The organism is Caballeronia grimmiae (assembly GCF_022879615.1).
Taxonomy (GTDB): Bacteria; Pseudomonadota; Gammaproteobacteria; order Burkholderiales; family Burkholderiaceae; genus Caballeronia; species Caballeronia grimmiae.
Map to the genome: position 1 here is coordinate 1,133,673 of NZ_CP084271.1, position 20,186 is coordinate 1,153,858.

15 protein-coding genes, 2 tRNA genes and 3 rRNA genes are annotated in these 20,186 nt (G+C 60.8%); 16 read left to right on the top strand and 4 right to left on the bottom strand.

Translation table 11 applies throughout. The features are described from left to right. Positions 1-263: 263 nt before the first annotated feature. From LDZ21_RS05415 to LDZ21_RS05450, 8 genes are all read left to right on the top strand, one after another. Positions 264-1,795, top strand: a 16S ribosomal RNA gene (locus LDZ21_RS05415). Between the two features lie 61 nt (positions 1,796-1,856). Beyond that, positions 1,857-1,933 (top strand) — tRNA-Ile (locus LDZ21_RS05420). A 33-nt stretch (positions 1,934-1,966) separates the two neighbouring features. Further along, positions 1,967-2,042: transfer RNA gene (locus LDZ21_RS05425), tRNA-Ala, on the top strand. Between the two features lie 280 nt (positions 2,043-2,322). Further along, positions 2,323-5,205, top strand: a 23S ribosomal RNA gene (locus LDZ21_RS05430). A gap of 140 nt (positions 5,206-5,345) precedes the next feature. Next, positions 5,346-5,459: ribosomal RNA gene (gene rrf / locus LDZ21_RS05435) — 5S ribosomal RNA — on the top strand. The 16S, 23S and 5S rRNA genes sit together here with 2 tRNA genes alongside, the layout of an rRNA operon. Before the next feature lie 229 nt (positions 5,460-5,688). Beyond that, positions 5,689-6,552: a translesion DNA synthesis-associated protein ImuA gene (gene imuA, locus LDZ21_RS05440; protein ID WP_244794538.1), complete on the top strand. Its 864-nt coding sequence runs from the start codon at positions 5,689-5,691 to the stop codon at positions 6,550-6,552. After that, on the top strand, positions 6,497-8,080 hold the full coding sequence (locus tag LDZ21_RS05445; RefSeq protein ID WP_244794539.1) for a Y-family DNA polymerase: 1,584 nt from the start codon (positions 6,497-6,499) through the stop codon (positions 8,078-8,080). The genes imuA and LDZ21_RS05445 overlap by 56 nt, the downstream gene beginning before the upstream one ends. 7 nt (positions 8,081-8,087) lie before the next feature. Next, on the top strand, positions 8,088-11,552 hold the full coding sequence (locus tag LDZ21_RS05450) for an error-prone DNA polymerase (RefSeq protein WP_244794540.1): 3,465 nt from the start codon (positions 8,088-8,090) through the stop codon (positions 11,550-11,552). A gap of 3 nt (positions 11,553-11,555) precedes the next feature. On the opposite strand, the gene LDZ21_RS05455 is transcribed toward LDZ21_RS05450, so the two are convergent. Together LDZ21_RS05455 and LDZ21_RS05460 are read right to left on the bottom strand one after the other, a co-directional pair. Then, the gene (locus LDZ21_RS05455) at positions 11,556-12,488 is read right to left on the bottom strand and encodes a dTDP-4-dehydrorhamnose reductase family protein (protein ID WP_244794541.1); all 933 of its coding nucleotides are present in this window, start codon (positions 12,486-12,488) and stop codon (positions 11,556-11,558) included. After that, positions 12,485-12,691 carry a heavy-metal-associated domain-containing protein gene (locus tag LDZ21_RS05460; protein ID WP_244794542.1) on the bottom strand — a complete coding sequence of 69 codons (207 nt, stop codon included), beginning with the start codon at positions 12,689-12,691 and terminating at the stop codon, positions 12,485-12,487. Before LDZ21_RS05460 ends, LDZ21_RS05455 begins: the two co-directional genes overlap by 4 nt. Before the next feature lie 99 nt (positions 12,692-12,790). On the opposite strand from LDZ21_RS05460, the gene cueR reads away from it, so the two are divergent. Both cueR and LDZ21_RS05470 read left to right on the top strand, forming a co-directional pair. Further along, the gene (gene cueR, locus LDZ21_RS05465) at positions 12,791-13,177 is read left to right on the top strand and encodes a Cu(I)-responsive transcriptional regulator (RefSeq protein WP_244794543.1); all 387 of its coding nucleotides are present in this window, start codon (positions 12,791-12,793) and stop codon (positions 13,175-13,177) included. 211 nt (positions 13,178-13,388) lie between these two features. Then, positions 13,389-13,535: a DUF3563 family protein gene (locus LDZ21_RS05470; RefSeq protein ID WP_152562693.1), complete on the top strand. Its 147-nt coding sequence runs from the start codon at positions 13,389-13,391 to the stop codon at positions 13,533-13,535. A 100-nt stretch (positions 13,536-13,635) separates the two neighbouring features. Here the strand turns inward: LDZ21_RS05470 and copM are convergent, their stop codons facing one another. Then, positions 13,636-14,034 carry a CopM family metallochaperone gene (copM, locus tag LDZ21_RS05475; protein ID WP_244794544.1) on the bottom strand — a complete coding sequence of 133 codons (399 nt, stop codon included), beginning with the start codon at positions 14,032-14,034 and terminating at the stop codon, positions 13,636-13,638. A 96-nt stretch (positions 14,035-14,130) separates the two neighbouring features. Between copM and LDZ21_RS05480 the strand changes: the two genes are divergently transcribed. Beyond that, complete coding sequence (locus LDZ21_RS05480; protein WP_244794545.1) at positions 14,131-14,466, top strand: hypothetical protein; 336 nt, start codon at positions 14,131-14,133, stop codon at positions 14,464-14,466. Between the two features lie 12 nt (positions 14,467-14,478). Here the strand turns inward: LDZ21_RS05480 and LDZ21_RS05485 are convergent, their stop codons facing one another. Next, complete coding sequence (locus LDZ21_RS05485) at positions 14,479-15,324, bottom strand: 23S rRNA (adenine(2030)-N(6))-methyltransferase RlmJ (RefSeq protein ID WP_244794546.1); 846 nt, start codon at positions 15,322-15,324, stop codon at positions 14,479-14,481. Between the two features lie 252 nt (positions 15,325-15,576). Here LDZ21_RS05485 and LDZ21_RS05490 point away from each other — a divergent pair, with 252 nt between their 5' ends. From LDZ21_RS05490 to LDZ21_RS05510, 5 genes are all read left to right on the top strand, one after another. Continuing rightward, on the top strand, positions 15,577-16,371 hold the full coding sequence (locus tag LDZ21_RS05490) for a 3-hydroxybutyrate dehydrogenase (RefSeq protein WP_035969247.1): 795 nt from the start codon (positions 15,577-15,579) through the stop codon (positions 16,369-16,371). Positions 16,372-16,384: 13 nt separating this feature from the next. Beyond that, the gene (locus LDZ21_RS05495; protein ID WP_404980529.1) at positions 16,385-17,602 is read left to right on the top strand and encodes a DUF3734 domain-containing protein; all 1,218 of its coding nucleotides are present in this window, start codon (positions 16,385-16,387) and stop codon (positions 17,600-17,602) included. Between the two features lie 88 nt (positions 17,603-17,690). Further along, positions 17,691-18,173: a low molecular weight protein-tyrosine-phosphatase gene (locus LDZ21_RS05500; RefSeq protein ID WP_244794547.1), complete on the top strand. Its 483-nt coding sequence runs from the start codon at positions 17,691-17,693 to the stop codon at positions 18,171-18,173. Positions 18,174-18,316: 143 nt separating this feature from the next. Then, positions 18,317-18,844, top strand: a complete 528-nt coding sequence (iscR, locus tag LDZ21_RS05505; RefSeq protein ID WP_035969242.1) for a Fe-S cluster assembly transcriptional regulator IscR — start codon at positions 18,317-18,319, stop codon at positions 18,842-18,844. An 85-nt stretch (positions 18,845-18,929) separates the two neighbouring features. After that, complete coding sequence (locus LDZ21_RS05510) at positions 18,930-20,153, top strand: IscS subfamily cysteine desulfurase (RefSeq protein ID WP_244794548.1); 1,224 nt, start codon at positions 18,930-18,932, stop codon at positions 20,151-20,153. The last annotated feature ends 33 nt before the right edge of the window (positions 20,154-20,186 follow it).

Below are 20,186 nucleotides of genomic sequence, written 5' to 3' on the forward strand. Positions count from 1 at the left end.
TCGTTTCTCTGCTGCTGATGCAGCGACGCAAGACGAAGCAAGACGGTCTTGGCGGAAATGTTCTTTAAAAACTAACAGCCGATAAGTGTGGGCGCTTGATAGCGAGTGCGGCTTCGGTCTTCGGACTGAGGCAATAGCAAAAGTATCAAGAGTCTCACACGAAGTATTAAGAGGAAGGTTTTTCATCTTAGGATGAACAATCATCGTCAGTACGTTGAGTGAGCGACCGGTTTCTAACGGAACCGAAAAACAGTAACAGGTTTGAACTGAAGAGTTTGATCCTGGCTCAGATTGAACGCTGGCGGCATGCCTTACACATGCAAGTCGAACGGCAGCACGGGGGCAACCCTGGTGGCGAGTGGCGAACGGGTGAGTAATACATCGGAACGTGTCCTGTAGTGGGGGATAGCCCGGCGAAAGCCGGATTAATACCGCATACGATCTACGGAGGAAAGCGGGGGATCTTCGGACCTCGCGCTATAGGGGCGGCCGATGGCAGATTAGCTAGTTGGTGGGGTAAAGGCCTACCAAGGCGACGATCTGTAGCTGGTCTGAGAGGACGACCAGCCACACTGGGACTGAGACACGGCCCAGACTCCTACGGGAGGCAGCAGTGGGGAATTTTGGACAATGGGGGCAACCCTGATCCAGCAATGCCGCGTGTGTGAAGAAGGCCTTCGGGTTGTAAAGCACTTTTGTCCGGAAAGAAAACTTCGTCCCTAATATGGATGGAGGATGACGGTACCGGAAGAATAAGCACCGGCTAACTACGTGCCAGCAGCCGCGGTAATACGTAGGGTGCGAGCGTTAATCGGAATTACTGGGCGTAAAGCGTGCGCAGGCGGTCTGTTAAGACCGATGTGAAATCCCCGGGCTTAACCTGGGAACTGCATTGGTGACTGGCAGGCTTTGAGTGTGGCAGAGGGGGGTAGAATTCCACGTGTAGCAGTGAAATGCGTAGAGATGTGGAGGAATACCGATGGCGAAGGCAGCCCCCTGGGCCAACACTGACGCTCATGCACGAAAGCGTGGGGAGCAAACAGGATTAGATACCCTGGTAGTCCACGCCCTAAACGATGTCAACTAGTTGTTGGGGATTCATTTCCTTAGTAACGTAGCTAACGCGTGAAGTTGACCGCCTGGGGAGTACGGTCGCAAGATTAAAACTCAAAGGAATTGACGGGGACCCGCACAAGCGGTGGATGATGTGGATTAATTCGATGCAACGCGAAAAACCTTACCTACCCTTGACATGGTCGGAATCCTGCTGAGAGGCGGGAGTGCTCGAAAGAGAACCGGCGCACAGGTGCTGCATGGCTGTCGTCAGCTCGTGTCGTGAGATGTTGGGTTAAGTCCCGCAACGAGCGCAACCCTTGTCCTTAGTTGCTACGCAAGAGCACTCTAAGGAGACTGCCGGTGACAAACCGGAGGAAGGTGGGGATGACGTCAAGTCCTCATGGCCCTTATGGGTAGGGCTTCACACGTCATACAATGGTCGGAACAGAGGGTTGCCAAGCCGCGAGGTGGAGCCAATCCCAGAAAACCGATCGTAGTCCGGATCGCAGTCTGCAACTCGACTGCGTGAAGCTGGAATCGCTAGTAATCGCGGATCAGCATGCCGCGGTGAATACGTTCCCGGGTCTTGTACACACCGCCCGTCACACCATGGGAGTGGGTTTCACCAGAAGTAGGTAGCCTAACCGCAAGGAGGGCGCTTACCACGGTGGGATTCATGACTGGGGTGAAGTCGTAACAAGGTAGCCGTATCGGAAGGTGCGGCTGGATCACCTCCTTTCTCGAGCTTCGCACACTAAGTTAAGCGCTCACGCTTATCGGCTGTCAGAAAGACAGGCTAAGGGTCTGTAGCTCAGTCGGTTAGAGCACCGTCTTGATAAGGCGGGGGTCGTTGGTTCGAATCCAACCAGACCCACCAACGGTCGAGACGGGTTGAACAGGCCCTGCACACGGGGGATTAGCTCAGCTGGGAGAGCACCTGCTTTGCAAGCAGGGGGTCGTCGGTTCGATCCCGTCATCCTCCACCAAGTCCTCAATGCACAGCGCTCGGATGAGTGCTGCGCATTGGCGACTATAGCCAGTTGATGTCGCAAGTAGTGAATTACGCTTGTCGGCTAAACGTTCTTTAACAATCTGGAAGAAGTAGTAAAGAGAGTAGCGAAAGCGCTTAGAGATGGGCGTGAGTAGGTACTCAGGGTAGTGATTGTATCAAGTATGAAAAGTGATCTTAATGATGACTTGGAATACGGCACAACGCGAATACTCAGCCTATGGCGGGTGCGCTCGAGAGAGACACACTCGTTATAGGGTCAAGCGAACAAGTGCATGTGGTGGATGCCTTGGCGATCACAGGCGATGAAGGACGCGGTAGCCTGCGAAAAGCTCCGGGGAGCTGGCAAACAAGCTTTGATCCGGAGATGTCCGAATGGGGAAACCCGGCCCGTATGGGTCATCCGTGACTGAATACATAGGTCACGAGAAGCGAACGCGGTGAACTGAAACATCTAAGTAACCGCAGGAAAAGAAATCAACCGAGATTCCCAAAGTAGTGGCGAGCGAAATGGGAAGAGCCTGTACTCTTTATCTGCATTGTTAGCTGAACGCTCTGGAAAGTGCGGCCATAGCAGGTGATAGCCCTGTAAGCGAAAGCAGCGTGGAAGAACTAGGGGTACGACAAGTAGGGCGGGACACGTGAAATCCTGTCTGAAGATGGGGGGACCATCCTCCAAGGCTAAATACTCGTGATCGACCGATAGTGAACCAGTACCGTGAGGGAAAGGCGAAAAGAACCCCGGGAGGGGAGTGAAATAGATCCTGAAACCGCATGCATACAAACAGTCGGAGCCTCGCAAGGGGTGACGGCGTACCTTTTGTATAATGGGTCAGCGACTTACGTTCAGTAGCGAGCTTAACTGATTAAGGCAGGCGTAGCGAAAGCGAGTCCGAATAGGGCGATCAGTTGCTGGGCGTAGACCCGAAACCAAGTGATCTATCCATGGCCAGGTTGAAGGTGCGGTAACACGTACTGGAGGACCGAACCCACTAACGTTGAAAAGTTAGGGGATGAGCTGTGGATAGGGGTGAAAGGCTAAACAAACTTGGAAATAGCTGGTTCTCTCCGAAAACTATTTAGGTAGTGCCTCGTGTATCACCTTCGGGGGTAGAGCACTGTCATGGTTGTGGGGTCCATTGCGGATTACTACGCCATAGCAAACTCCGAATACCGAAGAGTGCAATCACGGGAGACAGACATCGGGTGCTAACGTCCGGTGTCAAGAGGGAAACAACCCAGACCGCCAGCTAAGGTCCCAAAGATTGGCTAAGTGGGAAACGAAGTGGGAAGGCTAAAACAGTCAGGAGGTTGGCTTAGAAGCAGCCACCCTTTAAAGAAAGCGTAATAGCTCACTGATCGAGTCGTCCTGCGCGGAAGATGTAACGGGGCTCAAGCCAGTCACCGAAGCTGCGGATACGTACGCAAGTACGTGTGGTAGGAGAGCGTTCCGTAAGCCTGCGAAGGTGCGTTGAAAAGCGTGCTGGAGGTATCGGAAGTGCGAATGCTGACATGAGTAGCGATAAAGGGGGTGAAAAGCCCCCTCGCCGTAAGCCCAAGGTTTCCTACGCAACGTTCATCGGCGTAGGGTGAGTCGGCCCCTAAGGCGAGGCAGAAATGCGTAGCTGATGGGAAGCAGGTCAATATTCCTGCACCATTGTTAGATGCGATGGGGGGACGGATCGCGGAAGGTTGTCCGGGTGTTGGAAGTCCCGGTCGCTGCGTTGGAGAAGGCACTTAGGCAAATCCGGGTGCGTAATTCAAGGGCGTGGCGCGAGCTTCTTCGGAAGCGAAGCAATTGGAAGTGGTTCCAAGAAAAGCCTCTAAGCTTCAGTCTAATAGTGACCGTACCGCAAACCGACACAGGTGGGCGAGATGAGTATTCTAAGGCGCTTGAGAGAACTCGGGAGAAGGAACTCGGCAAATTGGTACCGTAACTTCGGGATAAGGTACGCCTCTGTAGCTTGACTGGCCTGCGCCAGGAGGGTGAAGAGGTTGCAATAAACTGGTGGCTGCGACTGTTTAATAAAAACACAGCACTCTGCAAACACGAAAGTGGACGTATAGGGTGTGACGCCTGCCCGGTGCCGGAAGATTAAATGATGGGGTGCAAGCTCTTGATTGAAGTCCCGGTAAACGGCGGCCGTAACTATAACGGTCCTAAGGTAGCGAAATTCCTTGTCGGGTAAGTTCCGACCTGCACGAATGGCGTAACGATGGCCACACTGTCTCCTCCCGAGACTCAGCGAAGTTGAAGTGTTTGTGATGATGCAATCTCCCCGCGGCTAGACGGAAAGACCCCATGAACCTTTACTGTAGCTTTGCATTGGACTTTGAACCGATCTGTGTAGGATAGGTGGGAGGCTATGAAGCGGGAACGCCAGTTTCCGTGGAGCCGTCCTTGAAATACCACCCTGGTTTGTTTGAGGTTCTAACCTTGGTCCGTGATCCGGATCGGGGACAGTGCATGGTAGGCAGTTTGACTGGGGCGGTCTCCTCCCAAAGTGTAACGGAGGAGTACGAAGGTACGCTAGGTACGGTCGGAAATCGTGCTGATAGTGCAATGGCATAAGCGTGCTTAACTGCGAGACCGACAAGTCGAGCAGGTGCGAAAGCAGGTCATAGTGATCCGGTGGTTCTGTATGGAAGGGCCATCGCTCAACGGATAAAAGGTACTCTGGGGATAACAGGCTGATACCGCCCAAGAGTTCATATCGACGGCGGTGTTTGGCACCTCGATGTCGGCTCATCTCATCCTGGGGCTGTAGCCGGTCCCAAGGGTATGGCTGTTCGCCATTTAAAGAGGTACGTGAGCTGGGTTTAAAACGTCGTGAGACAGTTTGGTCCCTATCTGCCGTGGGCGTTGGATATTTGAAGGGGGCTGCTCCTAGTACGAGAGGACCGGAGTGGACGAACCTCTGGTGTACCGGTTGTCACGCCAGTGGCATCGCCGGGTAGCTATGTTCGGAAGAGATAACCGCTGAAAGCATCTAAGCGGGAAACTCGCCTTAAGATGAGATATCCCCGGGGCTTCGAGCCCCTTGAAGGGTCGTTCCAGACCAGGACGTTGATAGGTCAGGTGTGTAAGTGCAGTAATGCATTGAGCTAACTGATACTAATTGCCCGTAAGGCTTGATCCTATAACCAGTGTGTTTCCGATCCCCGCAGGGGATGCACCGCTGGTTGAGTAAGCGACTGTGCCACAGTCACCACCCGAATTCATTACTGCTTCTTCCCAGATTGGTTGTGCGCCCCACAAGGCGCGCAACAACAAGTCATGCCTGATGACCATAGCGAGTCGGTACCACCCCTTCCCATCCCGAACAGGACCGTGAAACGACTCCACGCCGATGATAGTGCGGATTGCCCGTGTGAAAGTAGGTAATCGTCAGGCTCCTCATGCTAAAAACAAAAACCCCACCCCGCAAAGGTGGGGTTTTTGCGTTGGGGCGCAATTTACGCGATATCACAGGTCCCCTTCATCGCTCGCGCTCCTAGACTCCGCTCCTATCAGCCCCTTCGCAGTTACCATTCGCCTCGAAATACTGTATAAATATACAGTATAGCTAGAGGCCGTCACGTGTCACGCATGAGCGGCCCCGTCCAATTTCGAACGGGAACTCATGGGTGCCGCACTTTCATTGCTCGATTTCGAACTGACTGCCCGCTTGCAGCAGCAGCTTTGGCAAGGCGAGCAGTTCAGCACGTCGCATCCAAACGTTATCTCGAGCGGTTATCGCTTGCTCGATCGCGTTTTGCCTGGCGCAGGCTGGCTGCCCGGCTCCGTCACCGAGGTGCTGATCGAAGAGAGCGGCGTCGGTGAAATCAGACTGCTTGCACGCTCGCTTCGAGAGCTGACGACCACTCAAAGCCGATCCGTCGTATTCGTCGCGCCGCCGTGGATGCCCAACTTCGCCGCCTTCCGGGCAATGCACATCGCAACGAACAAGCTGGTCTGGGTCAGAGCGGCCGATGAACAGGTGCTTTGGGCCGCGGAGCAGTCGCTGAAGCAGGAGGGCATCGGCGCGGTGTTGATCTGGCTGCCCAAGGCGCGTCCTGAAGCCTTGCGCCGGCTGCAGGTGGCGGCCCAGGAGTCTCAATCGCTGGCGTTTTTGTTTCGCCCGCTCAATGCCGCGAAGCAATCTTCCGCCGCGCCGCTGCGCATGGTTTGCAAGCCGATATTGCCGCCTGCCGCGCAGACGATGAACCGCCGCGAATGGATGCAGGCTGTCATGCTGGAAATCGACATCATCAAGCGGCGTGGTCCGCTGCTGGGAAAGCCATTGCAGCTGCGCCTGCCGTTGCAGTTGCCAGCGTTGCCCGAGCATCTGCGACGCGCGAGCCAGCAAAGGAAAGCACGAGAGGTCAATCATGTTGTGGATAGCGGTGACATTGCCGCTTTTATCGCTCGAAGCAGTCAGGCCGCCATCGATGCCATCCGCATCGGCGAGTTCGATTTCGCCTGGAGCGAGGCCGACGGGCAATGACCACGCGGCAGACGCCATCGACGAGCCTTGCTTTGCGCTTGCCGATCACGCGCGCATTCTGCTGCCCGATCTCATCGCGTTTCGGCTTGGCGTGCGGCCCGGCAGCACACGCTCGCACGCGTTCGCGCTGGCGCCGCGCCTGACGCTGCTTGCGGTCGATATCAGCGAGGAGCAGCGCGCGCTCGAAGCTGTCGCGCTGGCCTTGCTCGCATTTACGCCGAAGGTCGTGCTTGCGCACGCCAATACGGTGCTGCTGGAAGTCAGTGGTAGCACGCGGCTGTTTGGCGGACTGCGCGCGCTGCTATTGAAGGTGGCGTCCACGGTGAAGGGCTGCGGATTCACCTCGCGTCTAGGGTGCGCGCCAACCGCGTGGGGCGCGTGGCTGCTCGCGCACGCGCGTACGCGTCGGGTGACGCGTCGCGTGCGGATCGTGAAAGAGACGACGCTCGTGCGCGTTCTCGATGCCTTGCCCGTATCGCTCGTTCCGTCGGCGGAATCGCATGGCAACGTGTTCGAACAGATCGGCTGCTCGACGCTTGCCGATCTGCGCCGCCTGCCGCGTAAAGGCGTGGCGCGCCGGTTCGGACAAGGCATTCTGCAGTGGCTCGCACAGGCGTACGGGCAGGCCCCCGATCCTCGCGAGGCGTTTTGCGCGCCGGCATCGTTCGAAGCGCGGCTCGAATTGCAGGCGCGCGTCGATAGTGCCGAGGCCTTGCTGTTCGCGGCGCGCCGGCTCGTGCTGCAACTGGCCGGTTGGCTGAGCGCGCATCACGCCGCAGTCAGCGGGTTTGCGCTGCTGCTCGAACACGAACTGGCTGCGCGCAACGCGCCGAAGACTTCGACGCTTCAGATTGCCTGGGCCGTGCCGACGCGCGATGCCGACCACATCCTCTGGCTGCTGCGCGAAAAGCTGAATCAGACGGCGCTCATCGCGCCGGTCATCGAGATGAAGCTGCTTGCCGACAAGGTCAGCGAGCACACGCCGCCGTCCGACACGCTGTTTCCGATGCCGGCTTCCGATAACGAATCGATGGCGAAACTGCTCGAACGCCTGAGTGCGCGGCTGGGCGCCGAAAACGTCGTGCAACTGGTCGAGCGGGAGGATCATCGGCCGGAGGCGGCGATGACAGTCGAGCCCTATCAGGTCGCGCGCGATGCCAAGCCGAAGCGCGGCAAAAAGCCGAAGGAGGCGCCTGCCGAAGCGGCTCCCGACGAAGATCAGGAAATGGAAGCGGCGGACATGGAACCTGGCGAGCAGCTCGAACTGCCCGACCTGGCCGTGCCTTCGCAGCCGCGACCGTCGTGGATTCTGGAGACGCCGCAGCCGCTGAAACTGCGCAACGAGCGGCCGTTCTACCGTCGTCCGCTGAAGCTGATCAGCCGCACGGAGCGCATCGAGGCGGGATGGTGGGACGGCAACGGTGTTCAGCGCGATTATTACGTCGCTTCGGACGATCGCGGCCGCATGTTCTGGCTCTATCGCGAGCGATTGAGTGGCGCCTGGTTCCTGCACGGATTTTTCGGATGACGCGCTCATGGACGATCTGAACGACATCATCGGTCTGAGCGGCGAAGGCAGCGGTTCGTCGGGCGCGGTGTCCGCGTCGGCGCTTTTGCCCGGTTACGCCGAATTGCATTGCCTGAGCAACTTTTCGTTCCTGCGCGGCGCGTCGCATCCGCAAGAACTGGCGCTCGCCGCGCTCGAGCACGGTTATACCGCGCTCGCCATCACCGACGAATGTTCGCTCGCGGGCGTCGTCCGTGCGTATGGCGCGATCAAGGACATCGAGGCGAAGGCGAAAGCGGCCATCGAGGCCGCGCGGCTTGCCGGCCAGCCGCTACCCGACAAGCCGACGTTGAAGCTCATCATCGGCACTGAACTGCATCTGACGGATGCCGACGGCCAGCCGTTCTGTACGCTCATCGCGCTCGCGACGAACCGCGAAGGCTACGGCAATCTGTCGGAACTGATTTCGCTGGCGCGTTCGCGTTCGCCGAAAGGCCGCTATCGGCTGGGCCCGGAAGATTTCACCGATCCCGCCGCGTCGTCCGACGCCACGGATGTCACCGATTTGCGCGGCGATATCGCGCACCTGAAGCATCTGCCCGGCTGCCTGCTGATTCTCGTGCCGCAACGCTCGGCAACGCTCGCCGACACGCTCGACCGCGCCCACTGGCTCGCCGGTTTCGCAGCGGGACGGGCGTGGCTTGCCCTGGAGTTGTGGCAAGACGGCAGCGACGACGAGCGCCTCGCCTCATGCCGCGTGATTTCCGAGGCGAGCGGTCTGCCGCTCGTCGCGGCAAGCGGCGCGCTGATGCACGCGCGATCGCGCAAGCCGTTGCAGGACACGCTGACCGCCATTCGCCTCGGCCGTCCGCTCGGCGAGTGCGGGTATGCGCTCGAAGCGAACGCGGAGCGGCATCTGCGCACGCGCTTGCGTATCGGCGCGCTGTATCCGAAGGCGGCGATCGCGGAAACGCTCAAAGTGGCCGCCCGCTGCACATTCCGGCTCGACGAGCTCGAGTACGAATATCCCGAGGAACTGGTTCCGCGCGGCGAGACGCCCGCCAGCTATCTGCGCAAGAAGGTCATCGAGGGCGCGAAGCAGCGCTGGCCGGACGGTTTCGACGCCGGCACCATCGGCCAGATCGACAGAGAACTGGAACTCGTCGCCGAACTGAAATACGAGAAGTATTTTCTGACGGTCTACGACATCGTCGCGTTTGCGCGCAGCAAGGGCATCCTCTGTCAGGGACGCGGCTCGGCAGCGAATTCCATCATCTGCTTCTGTCTTTTCATCACCGAACTCGATCCGGTCCGGATGGGCCTCCTGGTCGAGCGCTTCATCTCGCGGGCGCGCAACGAGCCGCCCGATATCGACGTCGATTTCGAGCATCAGCGACGCGAGGAAGTCATCCAGTACATCTATCAGAAGTACGGGCGGCATCGCGCGTCGCTGGCGGCGTCGGTCACGACGTATCACACGAGAAGCGCGCTGAAGGACGTCGGCAAGGCGCTCGGGCTCGATGCATCGCTGATCGAGCGCATCGGCAAGTCGCAGCAGTGGTGGGACGGGCCGTCGGCGGTCGCCGGTTATCTCAAGGAGGCGGGTTTTAGTGAGGACTCGCACATCACGCGACATCTCATCCGCCTGACGCGCGAACTGCGCGGATTTCCGCGTCACTTGTCGCAGCACGTCGGCGGCTTCGTGATTGCGCGCGAAAGGCTGTCGCGGCTCGTGCCGATCGAAAACGCCGCGATGAAAGACCGCTGCGTGATCCAGTGGGACAAGGACGACATCGACCAGCTCAAGCTCCTGAAAGTGGATGTGCTCGCGCTGGGCATGCTGTCGGCGATCCGGCGCGCGCTCGAATTCGTTGCGCTGCGGCGCGGCGTCCCGAATTTCGGCATTACGCACATTCGCCGCGAAGACAGGGCGGTGTACGAAATGTGTTGCCGCGCGGACACCATCGGCGTGTTTCAGATCGAATCGCGGGCGCAGCAGAGCATGCTGCCGCGCTTGCGGCCCCAAACATACTACGACCTCGTGATCGAAGTGGCGATCGTGCGGCCCGGCCCGATTCAGGGCGGCATGGTGCATCCGTATTTGCGACGCAAGCAGGGCCTGGAGGATGCGGACTATCCCAAGGAAGAACTGCGGCCCGTGCTCGGCCGCACGCTCGGCGTGCCGATTTTCCAGGAGCAGGTGATGAAGCTCGCGATGGTCGCGGCGGGCTATTCGGCGGAAGAGGCCGATCAACTGCGCCGCGCGATGGCCGCCTGGCGACGCGGCAGTCATCTCGAGGAATATCAGGCCGATCTGATGAAAAAGATGCTCGCTCGCGGCTACGAGCACGACTTTGCGGCGCGCGTCTGCAAGCAGATCGAGGGGTTCGGCGAATACGGTTTCCCGGAAAGTCATTCGGCGAGTTTCGCGCTGCTCGTCTATTTCAGCGCGTGGATCAAGCGTTACGAGCCCGCGGCTTTTCTTGCCGGCTTGCTGAACAGCCAGCCGCTCGGCTTTTATTCGCCGTCGCAGCTCGTGCAGGACGCGCGGCGTCACGGCGTCGAAGTTTTCGCGCCGGATGTTTCGCTGAGCGACTGGGAATCCGTGCTGGAAAGGGCGCCCGGCAACGGCGAGCGCGTCGTATTCGATCCCGGCAGAGAGCGGCGGCGGCAGCAGTTCTATGGCACACCGCTGCCGGATCAGGTGTTCCGCAAGACCATGCGGCGCGGTGCGCGCAAGCTGAAAGCGCGCATCATGTTGGCCGCGCAGCGATACGGCGCCAATGGGCCGGGCGTGCGCATCGGTCTGCAACTGATCAAGGGTTTGCCGCAGGCAGCGGCCGAGCGGATCATGATCGCGCGCGCCGAAGCGCCTTTCGCCGATGTGGACGATCTCACGCGGCGCGCGGCCCTGTCCCGCCGCGAACTCGAGGCGCTGGCCGCCGGCAATGCGCTTGCGAGCATTGCGGGACATCGGCGTCAGGCGTGGTGGGCCGTCACTGCGCAGCAGCGTGCGCCGGAACTGCTGCGCGATGCGCCGATGACCGAAGCGCCGCTCGCGTTGCCGCAGGCATCGGAAGGCCGCGAAATCGTCGATGACTACGCGAGTCTCGGGCTCACGCTCAATCGCCATCCGCTGGCGTTGCTGCGCGCGAAGCTCTCGCGCCTGCGCTTTAGAACCGCCGCCGATCTGGCGGAACTGAAAAGCGGGCGCATCGTGCGCGCATGCGGCATCGTGACGGTGCGTCAGCGGCCGGGCACGGCAAACGGCACGATCTTCGTTTCGATCGAAGACGAAACGGGCGCGATCAACGTGATCGTCTGGCCGGGGCTCGTTGAAAAGCAGCGCAAGGTGTTGCTTGGGTCATCGCTGCTCGGCGTGCACGGCGTCTGGCAGAACGAGGGCGACGTGCGGCATCTGGTTGCGCAACGGCTCGAAGACCATACTTCGCTGCTCGGCCGCCTCGCCGCCGCGAGCCGCGATTTCCACTGAACGTCAATGCGGCGGCAGCGCGGGATAGCGGGCCAGCACGTGTGCGATGGCCGTATTGAACGGCGTGCGCTGGCCAATGCCGAGCGCCTCCAGCCGCGCCGAATCGAGATGGCAATCGCGCGGTCGAGGTGTCGCATCGGCCGGCGTGCGCTGCGCAACGAGTTTCGCGTCGACATTCAGCGCCCGCGCGATGCGTTCCGCGATGTCGAACTTCGTCATCGGCTCGTCGCCGGACCATTGCGTGATGCCGGAAATCGTCGCGCCCCGCGCGTGATGCGCGATCATCCCGCGAATCACGACCGCGACATCGGGCGTGTACGTCGGATACCGCGTCGCCCATGCATCCATCGTGGCGGGCGCGTTGCCCGGATCAGCCGATGCGACGATCGCCGGCGTGAGGCTCGTCACTGCGGATTCGCTCCAGTCGACAACCGGCCCGTAAAGCAGCGGCAAGCGCAGCACGCAGGCGTGTGGATCGCAGGCGAGCAGCGCGTTTTCGCCGTCCAGCTTGCTTTGGCCGTAGGCGTTGAGCGGGCCGGGCGCGTCATCGGGCGAATACGGCGGGGACGTGCCGTCGAACACATAATCGGTTGAAATCGACAGCACCCACGCGCCCAGCGCGCGCGCTTCGGTGGCAATCGCGCCGAGCGCGTCGACGTTCAATGCGCGGGCGAGCGCGGGATCGTTCTCGCACACGTCCGGCCGACGCTCCGCCGCGGCGACGACGATCACCTGCGGTTTCTCGCGGCGCAGGAAGGCGCGCACGGCGTCGTGATCGCGGATATCCAGCGGCACGCTGCCGGCAGCGGCACGGCGATGCGCCGTACACACGACGCGCCAATCTTTCGCGTGCCGCGCCAATTCGACGGCAACCGCACGCCCCAACAGTCCCGACGCGCCGATCAGCGCGACAGTGAAGCGCTCCGCGCCCGTCATGCCGACGCGACGCCGACGACCGTGTACCCCGCATCGTCGATGGCGTCCTTCAGTGCCTGTTCGGATTGCGTGGAGTCGACCGCGACTTTGCCTTTTTCGAGATCGACGCGCACCTGCGCTTGCGGATCGATTTCCTGAATCGAGCGCGTGACCGCGGCAACACAGTGCTGGCAACTCATACCCTGAACCTGAAATTCCGTCATGTCGGTTTCCTCTTTAAATGACTCTGCGTACCCCCATCGTATACCTTGCCATGATGGGAAGGTGTAGAGTCGAGTCGATAAATGATCAGGGAGTTGACCATGAACATCGGCGAGGCTGCACGCGCGTCGGGCGTGACGGCCAAGATGATTCGTTACTACGAGAGTGTTGGACTGCTCAATCCGGTTGGACGCACGTCGGCGGGGTATCGCGTGTACGGGCCGCAGGAAGTGCATGCGCTGCGCTTCGTCCGACAGGCGAGAAGGCTCGGCTTTCTCGTCGAGGACATCCGGAAGCTGCTGGCGCTTTGGCAAGACCGGTCTCGCGCGAGTGCCGAAGTGAAGGCGATCGCCCAGGAGCACGTCGCGGAGCTTGACCGGCGCATCGCGGAGCTGACCGATATGCGCGACACGCTCGCACATCTGGCGAAGCATTGTCATGGCGACGGGCGGCCCGATTGCCCGATCTTGGACAAATTGGCGCAGTAGACGCACCGATATGGTGCGATGAATTGGCTTATTCGTTTCGAGTCAAGCGGTTACGGCGTTCTTACCCGCGCACCATTCCGAAACAGAATGCACTTGATGCATGCATTTCACTACCGCATCACCAAGGGTGTCGCTATAATCCGGGTTATCCCTAATGCGGGTTATCCCTGACCCGAACGCCAGGGACCAACAGAATCCTTGGAGAAACATCATGTTTGCAATCCTGCTCGAAAAACTCAGCATCTGGTTTGAAGCCGCCGAACAACGCCGCCGCGAAGAGTACCTCGCGCAATCGTCGGACGTGGTTCAGCTGGAAAAGCGCATCCGTTCGCTCGAAAACAACGGCTACAACTTCTAAGGCGAAATCGCCCGGCGCGAAAAGCGCCAGAAGTTGAACGAGAAGCCCCGCATCGCGGGGCTTTTGTCTTTTCAGGCGTGCTACGCAGCCAGAGCGAATCTCACTTCTTCGCCGGATGCGCGGCCAGCCACTGATTCATGAACGCGATTTCCTTGTCCTGCGCCGCGATGATGTCCTTCGCCAGCTTGCGCAGCTTCGCGTCTTTCCCGTACTTCAGTTCGATTTTCGCCATGGCCACGGCGCCCCGGTGATGCGGGATCATGTGCGCGACGAAATCGCGGTCCGCGTCGCCCGTGTATTCGATATCGGACATCGCCGACATCATCGACTGGTCGGCTGCCTGAAAAGCCGCCGTGGATGGAAGGTCGGTGTCGCTAGCTGCGGATTGTTCCGCGTGCATGCCCGGCATGCCGCCGTGTGCCGGAACTGCCGTCTGCGCGATGGCGGTCGCGCTGCAGAAGGCGGTGAAGACGGCAAGTAGCGCGCTTGTGAGTTTCATCGATACTCCTTCGGATCTCGTGCGGATTGGAGCGCCTAGCGTAAAGCTTGCCAGCGGGGTAAGGTAAAGCGTTTCGTCTATTCAATCGAGCAAGCGATGCCAGGCTCCATTCGCAAAACAATGACGTTGCGTATCTGTGCTCTCGCAGCGGTGTGCATTCCTTTCACCCAGGGCGCTTTCGCCAAGCCCGGCGGTGAACCGCTCGTGCTCGACACGCAGACCGGCATTCACAGCGGCGTGAGCGGCACCGTCCTCCAAAGCGCGCCGCTCGGTGCGCCGGGCATGGTGCCGATGGCGACGCTGCCCGGGCTGCCGCAACAGGAGCAGCAGCCCATCGTCGTTTCGCCGTACATCCAATATGGCGGCGAGAGCGCCGCGCCGCCGGCGAACGGCCAAGGCTATTACCGGCGGCAACCCGGGGCGTATCCCTGAACTCGCGTGCGCTCAATCCGCGCGATGCTCCAGCTTGAACGATGCGTTCGCGTCCTGCCCGAGCGCATCGACGAGATAGGGCAGCGCGGCCTTTAGCTCGCTCGCCAGCTTGTACGGCGGGTTCAGGATGAACATGCCGCTGCCGAACAGGCCGAAGCCATCCGCCGGCGCGGCCTTGACGGTCAGTGTGGCGTGCAGCCATCCACTCGGCTGAATCGCCTTCAACTGTTCCGCGAACCGCTGCGATTCCATCCGCGCGACTTGCGGATACCACACCGCGTAGGTTCCCGTCGCGAACCGCTTCAGCGATTCCTCCAGGCACGATAGGGTGCGTGCGTAATCGCGCTTGTCCTCGTAAGACGGATCGATCAGAATCAGCGCCCGGCGCGGCGGTGGCGGGAGAAGCGCCTTGATGCCGTCGAAGCCGTCGCCTTCGTAAATCATGGCGCGGCGGCCCGCGTCGCGGAAGTTGTGGCGCAGCACGTCGATTTCCGTGCTATGCAACTCGAAGAGCCGCATGCGGTCCTGCTCGCGCATCGCGCGCCAGGCCAGATAAGGCGAGCCGGGGTAGAAGCGCAAGCCGCCCTCCGGATTCAGCGCCCGCACTTCGTCGACGAAATCCGCGAGCAGCGGCGGCAAGTCCGTGCGGTCCCACAGCCGCGCGATGCCGGTTTCGTACTCGGCGTTCTTCGCTGCAAAGCCTTCGGTGAGCGCATACACGCCCGCGCCCGCATGGGTGTCGATGTACCAGTACGACTTGTCCTTCGTCCCGAGATAGCGAAGCATCTGAACGACGATCGCGTGCTTCAGCACGTCGGCGTGATTGCCGGCATGAAAGGCGTGGCGGTAACTGAGCATGGCGAATGGCGCGTAAAGAGAAGCTAAACGGTCGATTGTAGCGGAGCACACGCTCGCGGCTTACGGGTTCATACGCTGGTGCGGTGCATCACGACGTTCATGCACAATAGCCGGTCCGGGCCGCGCCCAACAGTCGGCCGAACGGCATAGGCGGTGTCGCATCCTCTGCGCGATTGTTCCTATGCCGAACGGCCAGCTTGATGGCCCTCTGCATCGCGTGTTGTCATTCAGTCATCCGATAGGGAGATTCGCATGTCACAGAACGGTAAGCTCGACGGCAAAACGGCAGTAGTCACGGGCGCGGCGAGTGGCATTGGCCGCGCAATCGCTTTCACGTTGGCCGATGCAGGCGCGGCGGTGGCCATCGCCGATCTGAATCAGGCCGGCGCGGACGCCGTGGCCGCCGAGATTCGTGCGAAAGGCGGCAAGGCGATCGGCATTGCGATGGACGTGACCGACGAGGAAGCCGTCGATAGCGGCATCGAGCGCGTCGCGGCGGAACTCGGTTCAGTAGACATTCTCGTGTCGAACGCGGGGATTCAGATCGTCAATCCGATCGAGAGCTACGCCTATGCCGACTGGAAAAAGATGATGGCGATCCACGTCGACGGCGCGTTCCTCACTACGCGCGCCGCGCTCAGGCATATGTACAAGGACGATCGCGGCGGTGTGGTCATCTATATGGGATCGGTGCATTCGCACGAAGCGTCGCCGTTGAAATCGGCTTATGTGACGGCGAAGCACGGTTTGCTGGGCCTCGCCCGCGTGCTCGCGAAGGAGGGCGCGAAGCACAATGTCCGTTCGCATGTCGTCTGCCCGGGTTTCGTGCGCACGCCGCTCGTCGACAAGCAGATTCCGGAGCAGGCGAAGGAACTGGGCATCAGCGAGGAAGAAGTGATTCGGCGCGTGATGCTCGGCGGCACGGTGGACGGCGTGTTCACCACGGTCGACGACGTCGCGCAGACGGTGCTCTTCCTGTCCGCGTTCGAAACAGCGGCGCTGACGGGGCAGTCGTTCGTCGTGAGCCACGGCTGGCACATGCAATAAGGAGCGACGCTTCATGGCAGACATGGAACCGCTCGCGGAGCACGAAGCCGCGCCCGAAGCCACCGCCGGTGCCGCGTCCGGCAAGCGCATCGCGTTGCCGCCCTACGAGACCATCGCGCTGATGCTCCAGGGCGGAGGCGCGCTCGGTGCCTATCAGGCGGGCGTCTATCAAGGGCTGCACGAGGCGGATATCCATCCGAACTGGATCGCCGGTATTTCGATTGGCGCGCTGAATACGGCGATCATTGCGGGCAATGCGCCGGAGAAGCGCGCAACGCGTCTGCTGGAGTTCTGGGAAACCATCTGCCAGCCGGCCTTCGGTTTCCCGTTGCCCGCCTTCGCCGAGCGCGCCTTCTTCGAATCTCCCGACGAGATCCGTAAGGCGTTTACGGCGCTGCAGGCGGTCGGGGCGCTCGTCGAAGGGCAAAAGGGCTTCTTCGTGCCGCGTTTCCCGCCGCCGTCGCCGCTCGCCGCCGGTTCGCCGCAAACCGCGAGCTATTACGACACGACGCCGCTCAAGGCCACGCTCGAACGTCTCTGCGACTTCGATCGCATCAATTCAGGCGAGACGCGCGTGTCGGTCGGCGCGGTCAATGTCGGCACGGGCAACTTCGCCTATTTCGACAACACGCAGATGAAACTGCGCGCCGAGCATTTCATGGCGTCGGGCGCGCTGCCGCCCGGTTTCGCGGCTGTCGAAATCGACGGCGAGTTCTACTGGGACGGCGGCCTCATGTCGAACACGCCGCTCTACGAGATCGCGCAGGCGACACCACGCCGCGACACGCTCGGTTTTCAGGTCGACTTGTGGAGCGCGCGCGGACCGGTCCCGGACAGCATCGTCGATGTAATGGGCCGCGTAAAGGACGTCCAGTATTCGAGCCGCACCCGCCTCGTCACGGATCAGATGCAGCGCGCGCAGCGATACCGCAACGTGCTGCAGCATGTGCTCGATCTCGTGCCGGAGGACGTCCGCAAGAACGACGAGTGGTGCCGCCTCGCCGCCGAGCTTTCGTGCTCGAAGCGGTACAACGTCATCCACCTGATTTACCGGCAGAAGGAATACGAGGGCCATTACAAGGACTATCAGTTCGGCCTGTCCACCATGCGCGAGCACTGGGAGAGCGGGCTCACCGATATCCGCCGCACGCTCGCGCATCGTGACTGGCTGGAGATGCCGAACGGCGAAGCGCGTTTCGTCACTCACGATATCCACCGCGACGAACGCTGATCCGCCGAACGGCCGTCCCGGCGCGCTTTGTCACTACTTTGTATAATCCGACCGCGCCGCTCCCATCGTTCTCTACGCTCTCGTCCCGATGAATTCGATCGCTGTCTGCTTCGTTTGTCTCGGCAACATCTGCCGGTCGCCCAGTGCGGAAGCGGTGATGCGCGATCTGGTCGGGCGTGCGAGGCTCGCGGACCGGATCATCATCGATTCGGCGGGCACCGGAGACTGGCACATCGGCCAGCCGCCGGACGAGCGCGCCCAGCGCATAGCGAAGAAGCGGGGCTACGACTTGTCGAGCCTGCGCGGGCGTCAGGTCGCGGCGGAAGATTTCGCGCGCTTCGACCTTTTCATCGTGATGGATGACGCGAACGCTTCGGCGCTCGCATCGGTCTGTCCGCCGGAGCACCGGGACAAGATCCGCCTGCTCATGGAGTTCGCCACCCTGGATGACAGCCGCGTCGTCGTCGATCCGTATTTCGGTGGCGACGACGGCTTCGAGCGCGTGCTGGATCAGTGTGAAGACGCGTGCGCCGGCTTGCTCAAGACCCTTCGCGCCCAGTTGATGGCCTGACCGGCGGCGGCCCACACGGCTCGGAAACAGCGCACGAAAAAATCCCCTTAAACCGCTACATATTTCGCCCCGGATACTTGACTAAAACTGTGGGATATTTATACTTGACGAAAATCATCGAGTATTAGCGTTAGCCCCCAATTATGAGACTCACCACGAAAGGCCGTTTCGCCGTCACGGCGATGATCGACCTGGCGTTGCGCCAGGAGCAGGGCCCGGTGACGCTGGCAGGCATCAGTCAGCGCCAGCGCATCTCGCTTTCCTACCTCGAACAACTGTTCGGCAAGCTGCGGCGCCATGAGATCGTCGAATCGGTGCGCGGTCCGGGTGGCGGGTACAACCTCGCGCGCCGCGCGGAAAACGTCACGGTGGCCGACATCATCATCGCGGTCGACGAGCCGATCGACGCGACCCAATGCGGCGGCAAGGGCACTTGCGAAGGCACGAAGCAGCACGACGGCCATTGCATGACGCACGAACTGTGGGCGACGCTCAATCAGAAGATGGTCGAGTACCTCGATTCCGTCTCGCTGAAAGACCTGGTCGACCAGCAGCGCGCCCGCGAAGGTTCCGAGGCCGTGCTGCGCGACCGGCGCGCCGAGCCGGCTGGCGTCGAGGCCGCGCGTGTCGTGCCCAAGGGGCCGAATTCCATTTTCAATCTGGCCGGATGATCTGCGCCGCCGCGCGAAGCCGGCAATGGCAGCGCGGCAGGCAGCGGCCTGGCAGACGATTTGACCGTTTAATCCGGAGCGACTGATGAATAACGATATTCCCCACCTGCCCATTTACATGGACTACAGCGCGACGACGCCGATCGATCCGCGCGTGGTGGACAAGATGATTCCGTATCTTCGCGAGCAGTTCGGCAATCCGGCCTCGCGCAGCCATCAATATGGCTGGGATGCGGAGCGTGCAGTCGAGGAAGCGCGTGAGAACGTCGCCGCGCTCGTCAACGCCGACCCGCGCGAAATCATCTGGACCTCGGGTGCAACGGAATCGGACAACCTCGCCATCAAGGGCGCGGCGCACTTCTACAAGAGCAAGGGCAAGCACATCATCACGGTGAAGACCGAGCACAAGGCCGTGCTCGACACTTGCCGCGAGCTGGAGCGCGAAGGCTACGAAGTCACGTATCTGGACGTAAAGGACGACGGTCTCATCGACCTGGAAAAGCTGAAGGCGGCGATCCGCCCGGACACGATTCTCGTCTCGGTGATGAGCGTGAACAACGAGATCGGCGTGATTCAGGACATCGAGGCGATCGGCGAGATCACGCGTGCAAAAGGCATCATCTTCCACGTCGATGCCGCGCAAGCCACGGGCAAGATCGAAATCGACCTGCAAAAGCTGAAGGTCGATCTGATGTCGTTCTCCGCGCACAAGACGTATGGCCCGAAGGGCATCGGCGCGTTGTACGTGCGCCGCAAGCCGCGTGTGCGCATCGAAGCGCAGATGCACGGCGGCGGTCACGAGCGCGGCATGCGTTCGGGCACGCTCGCGACGCATCAGATCGTCGGCATGGGCGAGGCGTTCCGTATCGCGCGCGAGGAAATGGCGACCGAGAACGAGCGCATTCGCATGTTGCGCGACCGCTTGCTCAAGGGCCTGCGGGATATCGAAGAGGTGTACGTCAACGGCGACATGGAGCGCCGCGTGCCGCACAACCTCAATATCAGCTTCAATTTCGTGGAAGGCGAATCGCTGATCATGGCGGTGAAGGATGTCGCGGTGTCGTCGGGATCGGCGTGCACGTCGGCTTCGCTCGAGCCGTCATATGTGCTGCGTGCGCTCGGCCGCAACGACGAACTCGCGCACAGCTCGATTCGCTTCACGGTCGGCCGCTTCACGACCGAGCAGGATGTCGATTACGTCATCAACCTGCTCAAGAGCAAGATTGCGAAACTGCGCGATCTGTCGCCGCTCTGGGAAATGCACAAGGACGGCATCGACATTTCGACCATTCAGTGGGCGGCGCACTGAGCGACGCGCGTCATCGAATAAAGGAGAGTTTGA